General features: G+C 60.6%; 17 protein-coding genes and 4 tRNA genes. 9 read left to right on the top strand and 12 right to left on the bottom strand.

Annotation, left to right across the window (positions count from 1 at the left end; genetic code table 11):
• The first annotated feature begins 25 nt into the window (after positions 1–25).
• Together acnD and prpF are read left to right on the top strand one after the other, a co-directional pair.
• Positions 26–2,668 carry a Fe/S-dependent 2-methylisocitrate dehydratase family protein gene (gene acnD / locus RVM26_RS08795; protein WP_498941666.1) on the top strand — a complete coding sequence of 881 codons (2,643 nt, stop codon included), beginning with the start codon at positions 26–28 and terminating at the stop codon, positions 2,666–2,668.
• 92 nt (positions 2,669–2,760) lie between these two features.
• Complete coding sequence (gene prpF / locus RVM26_RS08790; protein ID WP_498941665.1) at positions 2,761–3,939, top strand: 2-methylaconitate cis-trans isomerase PrpF family protein; 1,179 nt, start codon at positions 2,761–2,763, stop codon at positions 3,937–3,939.
• Positions 3,940–4,058: 119 nt separating this feature from the next.
• Here prpF and RVM26_RS08785 read toward each other — a convergent pair whose 3' ends face one another.
• The gene (locus RVM26_RS08785; protein WP_016914360.1) at positions 4,059–4,343 is read right to left on the bottom strand and encodes a ComEA family DNA-binding protein; all 285 of its coding nucleotides are present in this window, start codon (positions 4,341–4,343) and stop codon (positions 4,059–4,061) included.
• 301 nt (positions 4,344–4,644) lie between these two features.
• Between RVM26_RS08785 and pyrF the strand changes: the two genes are divergently transcribed.
• Complete coding sequence (pyrF, locus tag RVM26_RS08780; protein ID WP_193462096.1) at positions 4,645–5,346, top strand: orotidine-5'-phosphate decarboxylase; 702 nt, start codon at positions 4,645–4,647, stop codon at positions 5,344–5,346.
• Between the two features lie 16 nt (positions 5,347–5,362).
• Here the strand turns inward: pyrF and lapB are convergent, their stop codons facing one another.
• The 3 genes from lapB to RVM26_RS08765 all read right to left on the bottom strand — a co-directional run bounded on the left by lapB (position 5,363) and on the right by RVM26_RS08765 (position 7,264).
• The gene (lapB, locus tag RVM26_RS08775) at positions 5,363–6,562 is read right to left on the bottom strand and encodes a lipopolysaccharide assembly protein LapB (protein WP_498941664.1); all 1,200 of its coding nucleotides are present in this window, start codon (positions 6,560–6,562) and stop codon (positions 5,363–5,365) included.
• Entirely contained in the window at positions 6,563–6,868 is a 306-nt protein-coding gene (locus tag RVM26_RS08770) for a lipopolysaccharide assembly protein LapA domain-containing protein (protein WP_039182525.1), read from the bottom strand.
• 99 nt (positions 6,869–6,967) lie between these two features.
• The gene (locus RVM26_RS08765; RefSeq protein WP_016914356.1) at positions 6,968–7,264 is read right to left on the bottom strand and encodes an integration host factor subunit beta; all 297 of its coding nucleotides are present in this window, start codon (positions 7,262–7,264) and stop codon (positions 6,968–6,970) included.
• A 222-nt stretch (positions 7,265–7,486) separates the two neighbouring features.
• On the opposite strand from RVM26_RS08765, the gene RVM26_RS08760 reads away from it, so the two are divergent.
• Positions 7,487–7,780 (top strand): FAD assembly factor SdhE, encoded by a 294-nt coding sequence (locus tag RVM26_RS08760; RefSeq protein WP_193462094.1) that lies wholly within the window; start codon positions 7,487–7,489, stop codon positions 7,778–7,780.
• Positions 7,740–8,138, top strand: coding sequence for a hypothetical protein (locus RVM26_RS08755; protein WP_227406695.1), 399 nt, complete (start codon positions 7,740–7,742; stop codon positions 8,136–8,138). The genes RVM26_RS08760 and RVM26_RS08755 overlap by 41 nt, the downstream gene beginning before the upstream one ends.
• Here RVM26_RS08755 and nadB read toward each other — a convergent pair.
• The 7 genes from nadB to uvrY form a co-directional block, all read right to left on the bottom strand.
• Positions 8,135–9,730, bottom strand: a complete 1,596-nt coding sequence (nadB, locus tag RVM26_RS08750; protein ID WP_498941663.1) for an L-aspartate oxidase — start codon at positions 9,728–9,730, stop codon at positions 8,135–8,137. The two genes, RVM26_RS08755 and nadB, sit on opposite strands and share 4 nt — an antisense overlap.
• Before the next feature lie 187 nt (positions 9,731–9,917).
• Positions 9,918–10,004, bottom strand: a tRNA-Leu gene (locus tag RVM26_RS08745).
• Positions 10,005–10,035: 31 nt separating this feature from the next.
• Positions 10,036–10,109, bottom strand: a tRNA-Cys gene (locus RVM26_RS08740).
• 26 nt (positions 10,110–10,135) lie between these two features.
• Positions 10,136–10,210: transfer RNA gene (locus RVM26_RS08735), tRNA-Gly, on the bottom strand.
• A gap of 86 nt (positions 10,211–10,296) precedes the next feature.
• Positions 10,297–10,845, bottom strand: a complete 549-nt coding sequence (gene pgsA / locus RVM26_RS08730) for a CDP-diacylglycerol--glycerol-3-phosphate 3-phosphatidyltransferase (RefSeq protein ID WP_039182535.1) — start codon at positions 10,843–10,845, stop codon at positions 10,297–10,299.
• A gap of 100 nt (positions 10,846–10,945) precedes the next feature.
• Positions 10,946–12,760, bottom strand: a complete 1,815-nt coding sequence (gene uvrC, locus RVM26_RS08725; protein WP_498941662.1) for an excinuclease ABC subunit UvrC — start codon at positions 12,758–12,760, stop codon at positions 10,946–10,948.
• A 46-nt stretch (positions 12,761–12,806) separates the two neighbouring features.
• A complete protein-coding gene (gene uvrY, locus RVM26_RS08720; RefSeq protein WP_287806743.1) occupies positions 12,807–13,457 on the bottom strand; it encodes a UvrY/SirA/GacA family response regulator transcription factor in 651 nt (216 codons plus the stop codon).
• Between the two features lie 196 nt (positions 13,458–13,653).
• Here uvrY and RVM26_RS08715 point away from each other — a divergent pair.
• Positions 13,654–13,729: transfer RNA gene (locus RVM26_RS08715), tRNA-Ala, on the top strand.
• Between the two features lie 142 nt (positions 13,730–13,871).
• Here the strand turns inward: RVM26_RS08715 and argF are convergent.
• A complete protein-coding gene (gene argF / locus RVM26_RS08710) occupies positions 13,872–14,792 on the bottom strand; it encodes an ornithine carbamoyltransferase (protein ID WP_227406692.1) in 921 nt (306 codons plus the stop codon).
• Positions 14,793–15,012: 220 nt separating this feature from the next.
• On the opposite strand from argF, the gene grxD reads away from it, so the two are divergent.
• Genes grxD through RVM26_RS08695 form a run of 3 tightly spaced genes read left to right on the top strand, consistent with a single transcriptional unit; the run spans position 15,013 to position 17,680 of the window.
• A complete protein-coding gene (gene grxD / locus RVM26_RS08705) occupies positions 15,013–15,363 on the top strand; it encodes a Grx4 family monothiol glutaredoxin (protein WP_039182647.1) in 351 nt (116 codons plus the stop codon).
• A 32-nt stretch (positions 15,364–15,395) separates the two neighbouring features.
• A complete protein-coding gene (dnaX, locus tag RVM26_RS08700; RefSeq protein ID WP_287806739.1) occupies positions 15,396–17,315 on the top strand; it encodes a DNA polymerase III subunit gamma/tau in 1,920 nt (639 codons plus the stop codon).
• A 38-nt stretch (positions 17,316–17,353) separates the two neighbouring features.
• Entirely contained in the window at positions 17,354–17,680 is a 327-nt protein-coding gene (locus RVM26_RS08695; protein ID WP_016914346.1) for a YbaB/EbfC family nucleoid-associated protein, read from the top strand.
• The last annotated feature ends 1 nt before the right edge of the window (position 17,681 follow it).

Genomic DNA, 17,681 nt, shown 5'->3' with positions numbered 1-17,681 from the left:
GCTCTGTGACCAAGTGAGAGGCATCATGAACACGAATTATCGCAAACCGCTGCCGAATGTGTCGGTGGCGGGCGCACCAGTGGACTTTTTCGATACGCGCCAGGCCGTCGAGGAGATCCAGCCCGGTGCCTATGCCCAGTTGCCCTATACGTCTCGGGTGCTGGCCGAGCAACTGGTTCGGCGCTGTGATCCGGCGCTGCTGACCGACGCCCTCAAGCAACTGATCGAGCGCAAGCAGGAGCTGGACTTTCCCTGGTACCCGGCCCGGGTGGTGTGCCACGATATCCTGGGCCAGACCGCGCTGGTCGACCTGGCCGGGCTGCGCGACGCCATCGCGGAGAAGGGCGGTGACCCTGCCAAGGTGAACCCGGTGGTACCGACGCAACTGATCGTCGACCACTCGCTGGCCGTGGAGCACGCCGGTTTCGAGAAGGACGCCTTCGAGAAGAATCGCCAGGTGGAAGATCGGCGTAACGACGACCGCTTTCACTTCATCAACTGGACCAAGCTGGCGTTCGAGAACGTCGACGTGATTCCTCCCGGCAACGGCATCATGCACCAGATCAACCTGGAAAAGATGTCTCCGGTGGTGCAATGCCGCCCGGATGAGCAGGGCGTGCAGGTGGCCTACCCGGACACCTGCGTGGGCACCGACAGCCACACGCCCATGGTGGACGCGCTGGGCGTGATTTCCGTGGGGGTCGGGGGGCTGGAAGCCGAGAGCGTGATGCTGGGCCGCGCCTCGATGATGCGCCTGCCGGATATTGTCGGGGTCGAGCTCACTGGCAAGCTGCAGCCGGGGATTACCGGCACGGATATGGTGCTGGCGATTACCGAGTTTCTGCGTAAAGAGCGGGTAGTGGGCGCTTACTTAGAGTTCTACGGCGAAGGGGCTGATGCGCTGACCGTGGGCGACCGCGCCACGATTTCCAATATGACGCCGGAGTATGGTGCTACGGCGGCGATGTTCTACATCGATAACCAAACCATTGAGTATCTCAAGCTCACTGGGCGTGAAGATGAGCAAGTCGCGCTGGTGGAAGCGTACGCCAAGCATACTGGGCTATGGGCAGATGATCTCAAAAGTGCCTATTACGAACGGGTATTGACGTTTGATCTCTCAAGCGTGGCGCGCACGTTGGCTGGCCCTTCTAACCCCCATGCCCATCTGCCTACTTCCGAGCTGGCAAAGCGGGGTATCGCCATCGACTTGGATAAAGCCCGGGCCGATGAGCAGGCAGGCAGAATGCCGGACGGTGCGGTGATTATTGCCGCCATCACCAGCTGCACCAACACGTCTAACCCGCGCAATATGGTGGCGGCTGGGTTGATTGCTCGCAACGCCAACCGGTTAGGGCTGACCCGCAAACCGTGGGTGAAGTCGTCGCTGGCCCCTGGCTCAAAAACCGTCAAGATGTACTTAGAAGAAGCGCACTTGATGGATGAGTTGGAGAACCTCGGCTTTGGTGTGGTGGCCTACGCCTGTACCACCTGTAACGGGATGTCTGGTGCGCTGGAGCCGCACATCCAGCAGGAAATCATCGACCGCGACCTGTACGCCACGGCGGTGCTTTCCGGTAACCGTAACTTTGACGGGCGTATCCACCCCTACGCCAAGCAGGCGTTTTTGGCCTCACCGCCGTTGGTGGTGGCGTATGCCATCGCAGGCACCATTCGCTTTGATATTGAAAAAGACGTGCTGGGGTATGACACGAAGGGTAATCCGGTCACCCTCAAGGACATCTGGCCCGACGATAGCGAAATCGATGCTATCGTGAAGTCGGCGGTGAAGCCCGAGCAGTTCCGCCAAACCTATATCCCGATGTTCGATCTGGATAAAAGTGCGCGTACTCAGGTAAGCCCGCTCTACGAATGGCGGCCCCAGAGCACCTACATCCGGCGGCCTCCCTATTGGGAGGGCAACATGGCCCGGGAGCGAGGGCTGAAAGGCATGCGCCCGCTGGCCATCCTGCCGGACAACATCACCACGGACCACCTGTCGCCGTCCAATGCCATTCTCATGGACAGCGCCGCTGGCGAGTATCTGCATGCCATGGGTTTGCCGGAGGAGGACTTCAACTCCTACGCCACCCACCGCGGAGACCACCTGACCGCCCAGCGGGCCACCCTGGCCAATCCCAAGCTCTTCAATGAGATGGTGCACGACGAGCAGGGCAAGGTCATGCAAGGCTCGCTGGCGCGTATCGAGCCGGAAGGCACCGTGACCCGCATGTGGGAAGCCATCGAAACCTATATGGCGCGCAAACAGCCGCTGATCATCATCGCGGGTGCCGACTATGGCCAGGGGTCGTCTCGAGACTGGGCGGCCAAGGGCGTGGCTCTGGCCGGGGTCGAAGCGATCGTGGCAGAAGGCTTTGAACGTATCCACCGCACCAATCTGGTGGGTATGGGCGTGATGCCGCTGCAATTCGAGGAGGGCACGACTCGGAAAACGCTGGCGCTGGATGGCACCGAAATCTACGACGTGGAAGGAACGCCTGCACCCAGAGCCCAACTGACGCTGGTGATCCATCGCCAGCAGGGAGCTGTGGAGCGTGTGCCGGTGGTGTGCCGTCTGGACACCGCCGAGGAGGTCACCATCTACTCCGCCGGTGGTGTGCTGCAGCGCTTTGCGCAGGATTTTCTGGAATCCAGCGCCGCTGTCTAGCCGCGTTGTCCCAGCGTAGCACCGGAAGGGAAAGCCCAACGAGTGAACATCGACGGCCTGACGCGTGTCAGGCCGTTGTCAGGAGAGTGACCATGGCGCACGCAGCGCAGATGAGTATTCCCGCCACCTACATGCGAGGTGGCACCAGCAAAGGGGTGTTTTTCACCCTCAGTGACCTGCCTCCCGCTGCGCAGCAGCCGGGTGAGGCGCGAGACAGGCTGCTGTTGCGGGTGATGGGTAGCCCCGACCCCTATGAAAAACAGATCGATGGGATGGGCGGTGCCACGTCCAGCACCAGCAAGGCGGTGATTCTCTCGAAAAGTACTTCCCCGGAGCATGATGTGGATTACCTGTTTGGGCAGGTGTCCATCGACAAGCCTTTCGTGGACTGGAGCGGCAACTGCGGCAACTTGTCTGCGGCGGTGGGCCCCTATGCCGTGGCCAATGGGCTGGTCGACCCCGCGCGGGTGCCTGAAAACGGCGTCGTGGAAGTGCGCATCTGGCAGGTCAACATACAGAAAACCATCGTTTCTCAGGTGCCGATCAGCCACGGCGCCGTTCAGGAAACCGGAGACTTCGAGCTGGATGGCGTCACCTTTCCTGCTGCCGAGATTCCGGTGGCGTTTCTGGATCCTGCCGACGGTGAGGGGGCGATCTTCCCCACCGGGCAGCCGGTGGATGAGCTGGAGGTGCCCGGCATCGGTGTGCTCAAGGCGACGCTGATCAATGCGGGTATTCCTACCGTGTTCATCGATGCGCAAGCCCTGGGCTACAGCGGCTGTGAGCTGCAAGAGGCGATCAACGGCGACCCGGATGCACTGGCCAGGTTCGAAAGAATACGCGCCCATGGGGCCGTCAAGATGGGGTTGATTACCCATGTGGACGAGGCCGCCAGCCGTCAGCACACGCCCAAGGTGGCGTTCGTGGCACCACCGGCTGGCTATACGTCTTCCAGTGGGAAGCGGGTCGAGGCCGAGTCGATCGATCTGTTGGTCAGGGCGCTCTCCATGGGCAAGTTGCATCACGCCATGATGGGCACTGCGGCCGTGGCCATTGCCGCGGCAGCGGCCATTCAGGGGACACTGGTGAACCTGGCAGCAGGCGGCAGCGAACGGGAGTCGGTCACTTTTGGCCACCCCTCCGGCACGCTCAGGGTAGGCGCCAAGGCCAGCCTGGTGGAGGGACGCTGGCAAATCGATCAGGCGGTCATGAGCCGCAGTGCTCGGGTATTGATGGAAGGGCGAGTGCGCGTGCCGGGTGATGTGCTGTAATCGACGGCAGGCACTGCTTTGCCCACCCTGGTGTCCACTTGCTGAGTGGTGCCCGTCACGGTATAGGCGCAAGGCTTGCCGTGACGGGCGGGGTGGTCATGGTGTCGCGTGTGATGTGATTAATCCTCTACCACGACCTGGTCGCGCATCCGGTCAACGGTGGCCGGACCAATGCCGCTGACCCGTGTCAGGTCGTCAGCGCTCTCGAAAGCGCCGTTGGTTTCACGCTCCTCGATGATGGCGGCCGCCCGGCTGGGGCCAATGCCCGGCAGTTCCGCCAGCAGCTCGGCGTCGGCACTATTGACATTGATGGGGGCGATTGCCTGGGCCAGCGCGGCGCTGGACAAGCCCAGGCACAGTGACATCACGAGTGCGGCTACAAATCCCTTGAACGTTTTCTGCATGTGAAGTACCTCATCGGTGTTGGTTCGTCGCTCGGCTCGCCAAGAGCCAAGCCTCCTTGATCGCCAGCATGACCGAATTGCTTGCGTCCTTAGTCAACTTAATCTTTTGGCGCGCCTCGCGCTGTAAGCCATTGCCGACAGTTTTTGTAATCCGTTTGCCATGAGGGATGTCGGTAATCGCTTACACAGCCGCGTGACGAGGGCTGTTACACTAGCAGGGTGGCAGACCGTCGCCCATTGAACGGGTTCGTGACAGACATGAACCTTTCCATTGTTGATCTAACGAGCACGGAGTAAGCGCGTGTCCACCGACTCACCTATCATCATTGCCCTTGATTACCCTTCGCTTGACGCGGCCCTGTGCATGGCTGACCAGCTCGACCCGGCGCGTTGCCGTGTGAAGGTCGGCAAGGAGCTGTTCACGCGCAGCGGCCCAGCAGTACTGGAGGCATTGCATGGTCGGGGCTTCGAGGTATTCCTGGACCTCAAGTTTCACGACATTCCCAACACCACCGCCAGTGCGGTGCAGGCGGCGGCAGAGCAGGGCGTGTGGATGGTCAATGTTCATGCCTCCGGTGGGCGCAAGATGATGGAGGCCGCGGCCCAGCGGCTGGCGGAGCATCGTTTGAAGACGCACTTGATAGCCGTCACCGTGTTGACCAGCATGCAGGAAGAGGATTTGGCCAGCGCCGGCGTGAGCGGCGGGATCGATGCCCAGGTGGATCGTCTCGCGGCGTTGACGCATGCCAGTGGTTTGGCGGGAGTGGTGTGTTCTGCCCACGAGGCGGCACCTCTGAAGGCTCGGTATGGCGATGGCTTCCTCAAGGTGACGCCGGGAATTCGTCCCCATTTCGCCGCAGCCAATGACCAGCAGCGGATCATGACACCTGCAGAAGCCATGCAGGCCGGTAGCACTCATCTGGTCATCGGCAGGCCGGTCACTCAGGCAGAAGACCCGATGGCGGCATTGGTCGCTATCGAAAGCGAGCTGGCGAGCGTCTGAGGCTGGATGCGAGTGGCTATTCGCCCTGAACGCCCGTGACGGGCTTGATGGTGCCCCAGCGTCGGCAGCTGGGGCACTGCCAGCTCAGGCTGTCGCTGTTGAAGCCGCAGCGGCGGCAGCGGTGACGATGTCGGTCGGACAGCAGCTGGTCAGTGTGGTGCTTGAGCAGCAGCAAGCGTGTGTCGGGAGAAGCTTTGCCTGACAGTTTCTCGCTTTCGAGATAAAGATCCACCAGGTAGTCGAGGCCACCCAGGCTCGGCGCTTCTCGTAACCACGTGCCGATCCGCTCGATGGCGTTGTCGACTCCTTCTCGCTGGTGGATCAGGGCCCCCAGGGTAATCATGACGCTGGTGTAGGGGGCTTGCCCCAGCAGCCGATACAGGTGGTTTTCCAGGCCGTCCAGGTCATCGTTGCGGGTATAGGCCCGTTGCAGGACCGGCAGCATGGTGGGGACGTGGGCGATATCCTGTTGAAGTATATGGTCGAGCCGCTCGATGGCCTTGTCATGATGGCCGTTTTCCATATCGAGTTCGGCCAACAGCAGGGTAGCTCTGACGCAGCGCTCATCGAACTGCAGCGCTTTTTTCAGATGTTTGCGGGCCAGCGGGCGGCTTGCCTGGGCGATCTCCTGTTCTGCCAGTTCGCACAGCCAGTGGGCGGCGGGTCGGCGCATGGCAGGTTGCAGCTTCATCAGGGGCTGGGCGGTCTCCAGCGCTTCATGCCAGTCGTTTTCTCTTTCCAGCAGGTCGATCAGCAGTCGGCGCGCTTCCAGGCACATAGGCTCGCTGCTCGAGTGTTCGAGCACGCTGCGCAGCAGCCGCTGGGCGCGATCATGCACGCCCAGAGCGATGAAATCTCGCGCCAGCTCCAGTTGAACGTGTTCGTTGGTCTCTGCCGACAGGGCGGGGCGGGCCAGCAGGTTTTGATGAATACTGACGGCCTTGTCGGCTTCACCGCGAGCGCGAAACAGCTTGCCCAGGGCAATATGTGTTTCTGCCGTCTCGCTATTGATGTCGAGGGCATGAATGAAGGTGTTGATGGCTTCGTCGGGCTGCTCGTTGAGCAGATAGTTCAACCCGACGAAGTACTCTCGAGATAGATCGGGTGGGCGTGACAAAGGGACCTGCCGCTGGCGCCTGGTCGCATGTCTGACCCCAAGCGCAAAGCCCAGCACAATGGCGGTCAGCAGCACGCCCAGCAGCACGGCATCTTGCATTTATGCCAGTTCCTTGAACTCCTGGGTGCGGAGGCGGTCGAGCTCCTTGCGCTGTTGCTTGTTGTGGCGTTCGCTGCGCACCAGCTTGGCTCTCAGGCGTACGTACACGCCCAGCATGGCGATCATGCCGACCACCACGCCCAGCGTCAGCGTTGCCAGCAGCCAGACCGACAGCGAGACGGCAGGCAGCTCTGTCCAGATCAGGTTCAAGGCAATGGTCTGCTGGTTGTTGACGGCAAAAAGAATGCCGACCAGCAGCACTATCAGTAGAATGATGGCCAGAATCAGCCCTTTGATCCAACGCATGTGTGTTTCCTGGTTAGTGGCGTTCGCGGTAGTGCTATTGTGTCTGAGTCTAAGCGTGACGTCATCCCGAAGAACGTCGAAGGGGGCGTTTACTCAGGCTCAATAGCCCAGCGCTCGACTGGCGTCTACCTGTTCCCGCAGCTCTTTGCCGGGCTTGAAGTGGGGGACATATTTGCCGTCCAGTTCCACCGGGTCGCCCGTCTTGGGGTTTCTGCCGGTGCGTGGCTCGCGGTAGTGAAGTGAAAAGCTGCCAAAGCCCCGTATTTCTACTCGCCCGCCGCTGGACAAGGCATCGGTCATATCATCCAGGATGATACGCACTGCCGTTTCGACTTCCTTGGCGGATAGCTCCGGTTGACGCATCGCGATTTGTTCGATTAGTTCAGACTTGGTCATCGGTTGGCTCCCTGCAAACGTTAAAGGCCGTTCTTGCGCATGCGACCTCGATACCATCGAAATCAGCATACTTCGCCAAACGGCATAAAACAATTCAGATAAAACAAGGTACTAGCTTGGTGAGCTCAAGGCTGAGTAACAGCATAGGCGAAGCCGGGCGCTGGCGCGACCCTGTCGCTCCGGTATACTGCCTTTTCATTCCCTTTACGTGGAGAAGTGGCGTTGAACGACGATACATCCCCAGCAGCTGTGCTGCGCAAGCGGCTCTATTGGCACTCCCGTCGTGGCATGTGGGAGTTGGACTTGCTGTTGATTCCGTTTCTGGAGGCACGCTTCGAGTCGCTCAGCCATGAGCAGCAACTGACCTATCAAAGGTTGATCGAAGAGGAAGATCAGGATCTGTTCGTCTGGCTGATGCACCGCGAGTGGCCGGAAGACCCGGAGTTGCGTCAATTGGTCCAGATGATCGTCGAGCATGCAGAAACCACCGATAACGCTGCCTATCGTACGCTCTAACGTGGCCAGCGGCGTTCATGCAGCATTGTTGATGGGCTGCATGACGTTGCTGATGCTCCTCGTCAGCGCTGCTTGGATCGGGGTGGCCTTGGTGGTGGGGTTGGCGGTGTGGTGGGGCAGCCGCTGCCGTCAGCCGGCAGGAACATTGCAGCTCGTGCATACAGGGCAACACTGGGCGGCAAGCTGGTTGTTGCCTACTGGTGAACTGGGCCCCGAGCAGCCTGTGCGCTGTGACTATTTGGGGCCCTGGTTGGTGGGGCTGCGTGTCGGCAGCCAGCGTATCTGGATATGGCCTGACAGCCTGCCTGCCTCAGAGCAGCGCCAGCTGCGCCGCTGCCTGCACCGTCCCGGTCGTTAGCGCCTGGCGTTGGGCAGGTCGTCCAGCGTCAGTCGGGAAGGTTGGCTGTCTGGCTGGGCCGAGGGCCAATCGGTGGAGTAATGCAGGCCGCGTGACTCATGGCGTCGCAGGGCTGCCAGGGTGGTCAACTGTGCCAGGGCCAGTGCCTGGCCAAGCTGAAGGCTGTCGGGGTGCTGCCGCTCAGGATCCAGCGCTTTCAGGTTCTGCGCCATGTTCTCCAGCGCCGCATAAGCGCTGTTCAAGCCCTGCTCGCTGCGCACGATGGAAACATGCTGGCTCATCACGCTGCGCATGGCGTGGCGCAGCTCGTCGAGGGCGTTCCGGTCCACCTTGATGTGTGCATCAAAGGGCCTGTCAGCCAGCGCTTCAGAGAGTTGGCAAGGCGCCGTCTGCGGCTGGCTGAGCAGATGCAGGGCGCAGCTGCGGGCGTAGACCAGGCACTCCAGCAGGGAGTTGCTGGCCATGCGATTGGCGCCATGCAAGCCGGTATAGGCGGTCTCGCCGATGGCGTAAAGGTTAGGCACGTCGGTTGCGCCTGCGCTGTTGGTGGCAATGCCGCCGCAGCTGTAGTGGGCGGCGGGTACGACGGGAATGGGTTCCCGGGTGATGTCGATGCCCCGTGAGGCGCAGTGGGCCAGAATAGTCGGGAAGTGGTGGCGTAGGTTGGTGTCGCCCAGGTGGCGCACGTCGAGCCAGACATGCCCCAGCGTACCTTGCTGAATGTTGGCATCGATGGCGCGGGCCACGATGTCACGGGGCGCCAGTTCGGCACGCGCATCCAGCGCCAGCATGAAGCGCTCTCCCGCCTCGTTCAGCAGGTGGCCACCTTCTCCTCGCACGGCTTCGCTGATCAGAAACGCAGGGCCGTTGGGGTCGAACAGGCAGGTGGGGTGAAACTGCTGAAACTCCAGATTGCACAGGGTGGCGCCCAGCTCGGCGGCCATCATCATGCCTTCTCCGCTGCTGGGGGCGGGGGTCGTCGTATGGCGATACAGGCCGCTGGCGCCGCCCGTTGCCAGTACGGTATGCGTAGCCAGCAGGTGGTGAAGATTGCCGCCGCTGTCGATGCCCAGTGCGCCCAGGCAGTGGCCAGAGGCGTTCTGAAGCAGGTGCAGAATGGTCAGGTCGCTGCGCTGGGTGATGTTGGGGTGGGCAGCGACTTTATCCAGCAGCGTATCGACCACGGCGCGCCCTGTGGCATCGTCGGCATGGATGATGCGTCTTGCGTTATGGCCGCCCTCTCGGGTGAGGTGAAAGGGGTAGCGGGCGCTGGGGTCAGGGTCTGGGGTGAACGGCACGCCATTGTCGATGAGCCACTGAATGGCCTGGGGGCCGTGGTCGACCGTAAAGCGTACGGCCGCTTCATCGCACAGGCCGTCCCCGGCAATGAGCGTGTCCTGGACATGGTCTTCGAGCTGGTCGTCGGGTGACAGGACGGCAGCAATCCCGCCCTGGGCCCAGCGGCTGGCCCCTTTGTCGTCCTGGGCAGGGCGCACCAGCAGCACCGAGCGTTGATCGGCCACTTCCAGTGCCAGCGTCAAGCCGGCGACGCCCCCACCAATAATGACGATGTCGGATGTTGACGTGCTCATTGGGCCCGCTCCTCCATGACTTACAAGTACAAGTGGGTGGCTAGCGTCGCCATCGTTCGCTCGGCATCATAGCGCGACTGAGGGTGTCGGGCGATGCATCGACAACAGGAAGAGATGGTAGGCGGTGGCCAGACACAAAAAAAGCCGCGTCGATCAGATGATCTCGCAGCGTCGTCGTCTTTCATATTGGTGCCCGGAGCCGGACTTGAACCGGCACGGAGTTACCTCCGAGAGATTTTAAGTCTCTTGCGTCTACCAATTTCGCCATCCGGGCAGTGTGTCGAAGAGATCGATACACTGGGAAATGGAGGCTGGAGTCGGAATCGAACCGGCGTACACGGAGTTGCAGTCCGCTGCATAACCACTCTGCCATCCAGCCTGACAAGTCATTGGATTGAACCAAATTGGAGCGGGAAAGGAGATTCGAACTCCCGACCCTCGCCTTGGCAAGGCGATGCTCTACCACTGAGCTATTCCCGCTTGACTCGAGGGCGAATTATACGCATCGCCCAGCGATTGTCAATCAATCAATTCGTTAAGTGCTTAAAAAAGCGAGCTTACCCTGCCTACATCGAACGACTGAGATGCGGCCAGGCGGCGCGCAGGTACTGGATCATAGACCACAGGGTCAGGGTCGCTGCTGCATACAGTATGACCACGCCCAGCAGCGCAACGTCGTGTCCGGGCGGGAAGGCGAGCAAGACGAGAATGGCGACCATCTGCAGCGTGGTCTTGAGCTTGCCGATCCACGACACGGCCACCATGCCGCGTTTGCCCATTTCGGCCATCCACTCCCGAAGGGCGGAAATGACGATTTCTCGACCGATGATGACCAGAGCGGGGAGCGTCAATACCAGCGTGTCGAAGCGCTCGATGAGCAGCGCCAGTGCCACTGCGACCATCAGCTTGTCGGCCACCGGGTCCAGAAATGCGCCAAACGGTGTCGATTGGTTCCAGCGGCGAGCAAGATAGCCGTCCAGCCAGTCCGTCACCGATGCCAGGGCAAACAGCCCGGCCGCCATCGGCATGCTCCAGCCAAAGGGCAGGTAAAAGAGCACTACCAGGAGTGGGATGAACGCGATTCGTGCCAGTGTCAGTATGTTGGGTATATTCATCGCAGGGCGCGATCCTTGCCGGAGAATCATGAAAGTCGGAATGTAATGTGCCCGGTCATTCTATCCCCCTTGGCGCATTGCATCCATGTTAACCACCGCTTTATCCGTTCAGAGTGACATAAATCGTCTCCGCCAGGGCGGCGCTGATGCCCGGCACCCGAGAGAGTTCGTCACGGCTGGCCTTTTGCACGCCCTGTAGGCCGCCAAAAAACTTGAGCAATTCGCGGCGCCGCTTGGGGCCGATGCCGGGAATGTCCTGCAGGGTAGAGGTGCGTCGCGCCTTGTCGCGTGCTGCTCGGTGCCCCGCGATGGCGAAGCGGTGCGATTCATCGCGAATATGCTGAACGAGGTGCAGGGCGGGAGAGGCTGGTGCCAGTACCAGCGGGTTGTCGCTACTTTCCAGAAACAGGGTTTCGAGCCCTGCCTTGCGGGTAGTGCCTTTGGCCACGCCCAGCAGGACGATGCCTGGCACCTGCAGGTCGGTCAGCACTTGCCGTGCCATGTTCAATTGGCCCTTGCCGCCATCCACGATCAGCACGTCAGGCGCAATGGCTTCGCCACTTTTGACGCGTTTGAGGCGTCGCGTGAGTGCCTGTTGCATGGCGGCGTAGTCGTCGCCTGCGGCCACGCCTTCGATGCGAAAGTGGCGGTAGTCGCTCTTGCGTGGCCCTTGGTGGTCGAACACCACGCAGGAAGCCACGGTGGCCTCGCCCTGGCTGTGGCTGATGTCGAAGCACTCCAGGCGCTCCGGTAGTGAGGGTAGCCCCAGCGCTTGCTGCAGTGACGTGAAGCGTTCGGTGAGCTGCGTGGTGTTGGCCAGCTGCGAGGCGAGCTGCTGTTCGGCATTGGTCATGGCCAGATGCTGCCACTGGGCGCGGTGCCCGCGCACCTGATGGGTCACGCGGACTTTTTTGCCCGCCTGCTGGGCAAGCGCGTCGGCAATCAGTGTGCCGTCTTCAAGCGGGAGATTGGTGATCACTTCACTGGGCACGCTGTGGGGTTGACCAAAATAGTATTGGCTGACCACTTCGGTCAGCAGTGCCTCGGGGGAAAGATCCAGGTCGTTCTTGGGCATGTGATGTCGTGCACCCAGCAGGCGCCCATCGCGTACGCTGAGGATGGAGATGCCCAGCGCGCCAGGGCGTTGAGCCAGCGCGAAAATATCCGCATCGCCGCTCTCGTTGTCGACGAACTGGCGTTGCTGCATCTGGCGCAACTGCTGGATCTGGTCACGCAGGCGGGCGGCTTCTTCAAAGTTGAGCGTCCGGCTCGCTGCCTCCATCTCTTCGGTAAGCAGTTGTGTCACATGTTCGCTCTTGCCTTCCAGGCACATGACGGCATGGTCGACATCCCGCTGGTACTCTGGCTGTGAAATGTAGTCCACGCAAGGGGCGCTGCAGCGCTCGATCTGGTATTGCAGGCACGGGCGAGAGCGATGGGCGAAGACGCTATCCTCGCAGTTGCGGATACGAAAGATTTTCTGCATCAGGGTCAGGCTTTCCCTGACTGCGCCGCTGCTGGGGTAGGGGCCAAGATACTTGCCGTCACCGCGCCGCTGTCGGGCTCGCTTGTACTCGAGGGCAGGGTAGGGGTGGCGGTCGGTCACGAATACGAAAGGGTAGGATTTGTCGTCGCGCAGGAGAATGTTGTAGGGCGGACGTAGCTCCTTGATCAGGGTCTGTTCCAGCAGCAGCGCTTCGGTCTCGCTGCGCGTGACCGTGATCTGGATGTCGGCAATGCGCGAGACCATGGCCTGGGTCTTGGCATTGAGCTGGCCGCGAAAGTAGCTGGCCAGACGCGGCTTTAGGCGCTTGGCCTTGCCGACGTAGAGCGCATTCTGATGCTCATCCAGCATTTTATAGACGCCAGGAGAGGCGCTGACGGAGCTGAGGAACTGCTTGGCATCAAAGGGCATGGCGTATCAACGGCGCTTCTTGTCGGCTGAAGCAGTGATGGTAGGTCTATCCCAGGATGGCGTCAAAGCCCTCGACCAGTCCATGGCGCATTGCAAGATGAGTCAGCTCTACGTCGGTGGCCACTTGCAGTTTGTTGAATAAGCGGTAGCGGTAGGTGTTGACGGTTTTGGGACTTAGGTGCAATCGGTCCGAAATATCCTGTACGCGCTGGCAATTGACGATCATCAGGGCGATTTGCAATTCACGATGCGAGAGGTGGCTGAAAGGGTTGTCTTCATCGTCGAAATGGGAGAGTGCCAGCCGCTGGGCGATTTCCTGGCTGACATAGCGGCGCCCGTGAAAGACCTGGCGAATGGCATCGGTCATTTCCGTTGCATCGGCACCCTTGCTGAGAAAGCCTGACGCCCCTGCTTCGAGCATGCGCCGCAAGACGCTGTCTTCCAGATGTGCCGTAAGGATGATGACTTTGACATCCGAAAGCGTGCGGTAGATACGGCGGGTCGCTTCCAGACCGCCAATGCCTGGCATACGAATGTCCATCAATACGATGTCAGGCTTCAGTTGTCGGCTTTGTGTGACTGCGTTCTCACCATCATCCACTTCACCTACGATCTTGATATCGCTCTCTTCGTTCAGGAGGTGGGCGATGCTGGTTCTTACCAGGTGGTGATCATCGGCGATTAAAACGTTGATCAAGGGGCTGGCTCCTGCAGGTAATCATCGTGGACTGGGGCGATACGCACGCTGCGTTGACATAGAGTGCCATAGCTCTTGGCCATAGAGTGCCATAGCTCTTGGCAAAGGAGAATTAGTTAATGCTTGTTCACTTTAACTCTTGACCTCGCGCAAACCATGGGGTAATATTCGCACCGCTGCCGCAATGGCAGCATGTGGGGCCTTAGCTCAGCTGGGAGAGCGCAACACTGGCAGTGTTGAGGTCAGCGGTTCGATCCCGCTAGGCTCCACCAAGATTTCGAAGCGCCGCGTATCTTACGCGGCGCTTTTTGTTTTGCCTGTCATCTTGACTGTCATGTAGCCTCTCATTTGAACTCCTTCTATTGCTGCGCTGCTATCGGCGCCCGTTCATGGGTGAGCGGGCGCCGCTGTGGGCTAGTCGTCGACCTTGCCCAGCAGCAGGAACTCGATCAAGGCTTTTTGTGCGTGCAGGCGGTTGCCTGCCTCTTGCCAGACCACCGAGCGCGGGTCATCGAGCAGCGTTTGGCTGATCTCTTCGCCGCGATGTGCCGGCAGGCAGTGCAAGAACAGGACGTCCGCGTTAGCGCTGTCGAGCATCGCTTCCGTTACCTGGAAGCCCGTAAAATCGGCCTCTCGCTTCGCCTGTTCCTGTTCCTGGCCCATGGAGGCCCAGACGTCGGTAGTGATCAGGTCAGCGCCTTGAGCGGCTTGCTGTGGGTCGCGCAACAGAGTGATGCAGTCGCCGGCGGCTTGCATGATGTCGTCGCGGGGCTCGTAGCCTTCCGGGCAGCAAATTCTCAAGTGGAAACCGAACTGGCGGGCAGCATTGATCCACGAGTGGCACATGTTGTTGCCATCGCCGATCCATGCGGCGGTCTTGCCCTTGACGCTGCCGCGCAGCTCGGTCCAGGTCATGACGTCTGCCAGCAATTGGCAAGGGTGGTAGTCGTCGCTGAGCGCATTGATGACGGGCACGCTGCTGGCGCTGGCGTACGCTTCCAGCCCTGCATGGGAGAAAGTGCGGATCATCACCGCGTCGACCATTTCGGCCAGCACGCGGGCGGTGTCTTCGATGGGCTCGCCGCGGCCCAGTTGGGTGTCGCGCGGAGACAAAAACAGGGCGTGGCCACCAAACTGGGCCATGCCGGTCTCGAAGGAAACACGGGTTCGCGTGGAGGACTTCTCGAAAATCATCGCCAGAGTGCGGTTGGGCAGCGGCGTGTAAACCGGTCCGTTGGCCTTGAGGTCCGTCTTGATCTTGATGGCGCGCTGAATCAGATAGTCCAGCTCTTCAGGGGTCAAATCCAGCAGGGTAAGGAAATGGCGTGTCGCCATGATGACGTCTCTCCGCGCAAAAACACCATCCTAGCGAGGCCGCAGGGGATGCGCAACGCAAGCGGCATGCGTAGAATATCCGCCACGCAATATGACCGAGTCGTTTGCTCAGGTATTGACGTGCATGATCAAGACTGACGATTACCCGGTCGCAGGGTTAAAGCCAGTGGCCGAATTGCGTACACTGGAAGAGACCACATCTTTTATCGAGGAGCATCCTATGAGCACCACGGCTGACAATATCCAGCGTCAAATCACTGAAAACCCGATTCTCATCTACATGAAAGGCACGCCTCAGCTGCCGCAGTGTGGCTTTTCTGCACAGACCGTTCAGGCGCTGATGAGCTGCGGCGAGCGTTTCGCTTTCGTCAACGTGCTGGATAACCCTGATATTCGCGCCGAACTGCCCAAGATTGCCAACTGGCCCACCTTCCCGCAGCTGTGGGTAGAAGGCGAGCTGGTCGGCGGATGCGATATCGTGATGGAAATGCACCAGAGTGGCGATCTCGAGAAGTTGATCAAAGAAGCTGCCCAGCGTGCAGGCGCTGCTGAGAACGGCACTGACGCCTAACCCAAGAACAGCGCCCAAGGAAGTTTTGCTCCATGAGCTATCAAGTTCTGGCCCGCAAGTGGCGGCCACGCACATTTCACGAGCTTGTGGGGCAGGCCCATGTCCAACGCGCCCTGGTCAATGCTCTTGACCAGGGGCGTTTGCACCACGCTTACCTGTTTACGGGGACGCGGGGCGTCGGCAAGACCACCCTGGCACGGATATTGGCAAAGTGCCTCAACTGCACGGCCAAAGGCCGTGGTGACGAGGGCGTCACGTCGACACCTTGTGGCCAGTGCCCCAGCTGTGAGGCGATTGACCAGGGGCGCTTCGTCGACCTGATCGAAGTCGATGCCGCGTCGCGAACCAAGGTCGAAGATACCCGTGAGCTGCTGGACAACGTTCAGTACGCGCCTACCCAAGGACGTTACAAGGTGTACCTGATCGACGAGGTGCACATGTTGTCGACCAGCAGCTTCAATGCGCTGCTGAAGACACTGGAAGAACCCCCGCCCCACGTCAAGTTTCTGCTGGCGACCACTGACCCGCAAAAATTGCCTGCCACCGTGCTCTCTCGGTGCTTGCAGTTCACTCTGAAGCACATGCCGCCTGAGAGGGTAGTCGAACACCTCAGCTTCGTGCTGGGTGAAGAAGGCGTCGAATACGACGAGAGTGCGCTTTGGCTGCTGGGCAAAGCCGCTGGGGGCTCGATGCGTGATGCCATGAGCCTGACCGATCAAGCCATTGCTTTTGGTCAGGGGGCGGTACGCCATGGCGATGTTGCGGCCATGCTGGGTACGCTGGATCATCGCCACGTACTGGCGCTGGTAGAAGCGCTGGCGAACGTGGACGTTCAACAGCTGCTGCAGGAGGTTGCTCAGCTCGCCGAGCAGGGGCCGGACTTTGCCGCAGTGCTGGATGAGCTGACCGCCATTTTGCACCGGCTGGCCGTTGCCCAGATGGTGCCTGACGCGGTGGATAACAGTCACGGTGACCGCGCCCAGATTCAGCAGCTTGCCGGGCGCTTTACCGCCGAAGATCTGCAGCTTTACTACCAGATCGGTATCCAGGGAAGAGGCGACATGGTGCATGCGCCCGACTTGCGCAGCGCGCTGGAAATGACGCTGTTGAGGATGCTGGCGTTTCGCCCGCAGGGGGTTCCAAAACCACCCACGGTGCCGCTGCCGCTGCGTCGTGAACCGGTCATTGAGCCCGCGGCCGAGGCTGCGGCCGTTGAGAGCGAGCCAAAAAAGCCTGAGCCTGCGCCGCCCGCTGCGCAGGCTGCACCGCCGCAAACACCTGTTGCGCGGGTATCTGCTGAGCCGCCCCAAAACGCACCAGAGAGCTACCCACCAGAAAGTAACGTGGCTGTGGCACAGCCAGCAGAGGAGCCGCCCCCCTGGTCGCTTGACGAAGTGAATCAGGCCGCCATGCTCTCGCCAGAGCCAGAGCCAGAGCCAGAGCCAGAGCCAGAGCCAGAGCCAGAGCCAGAGCCAGAGCCAGAGCCAGAGCCAGAGCCAGAGCCAGTTCACCAAGAGCCGATGGTTTCCTCGTCATCTTCGCCCTCGTTGGAAGGCCCGTTGGATCAGGCCGGGTGGCTGGGCTGCTTTGATGCGTTGGCCCTGGGGGGGCTGACGCGCAACCTCGCGGCACACTGCCAGGTGGAAAGCGATGATGGCGCCACGCTGGTGCTGCGCCTGGATCCATCGCAGTCGGCCATGCAGGCTGAGGTGCACAACCAGCGCATCGAGCGCGCGTTGAACGGGATTGGGCTGCCCAGAAAAGTGCACTTCAAGGTAGCGGCGCTGGACACGGGAATCGAGACCCCGCGGCAGCAGGAAGAGCGTCTCCAGCAGGAGCGACATGCCGAAGCGGTTGATCTACTTTATCGTGACCCCAATATTGAGAAGTTACGTCACGCTTTTGGGGCTACGCTGATTGAGTCGACGGTAAAACCCGCATCGCACTCTTGACCCTATCACTTCAGTCATATCACTCAGGAGATCACCGCATGTTCAAAGGCGGAATGGGCAACATCATGAAGCAAGCCCAGGAAATGCAGGAAAAAATGCAGCGCGCTCAGGAAGAGGTCGCCAAGGCAGAAGTGCATGGTGAGGCTGGCGCTGGCATGGTGAAGGTCGTCATGAACGGCCGCCACGATGTGATCAGCGTGGCCATCGACCAAAGCGTCATGGAGGAAGACAAGGAGTTGCTGGAAGACCTGCTGGCCGCGGCCGTCAACGACGCTGTGCGCAAGGTAGAAGCCAACTCGAAAGCCAGAATGGAAGAGGCAACGGCGGGCCTTAACCTTCCGCCTGGCTTCAAGATGCCGTTCTGAT

The organism is Halomonas sp. KM072 (genome assembly GCF_050710315.1).
Taxonomy (GTDB): domain Bacteria; phylum Pseudomonadota; class Gammaproteobacteria; order Pseudomonadales; family Halomonadaceae; genus Vreelandella; species Vreelandella hamiltonii.
Note: the sequence above shows the minus strand (reverse complement) of the source record. Positions and strands in the feature narration are given on the sequence as shown.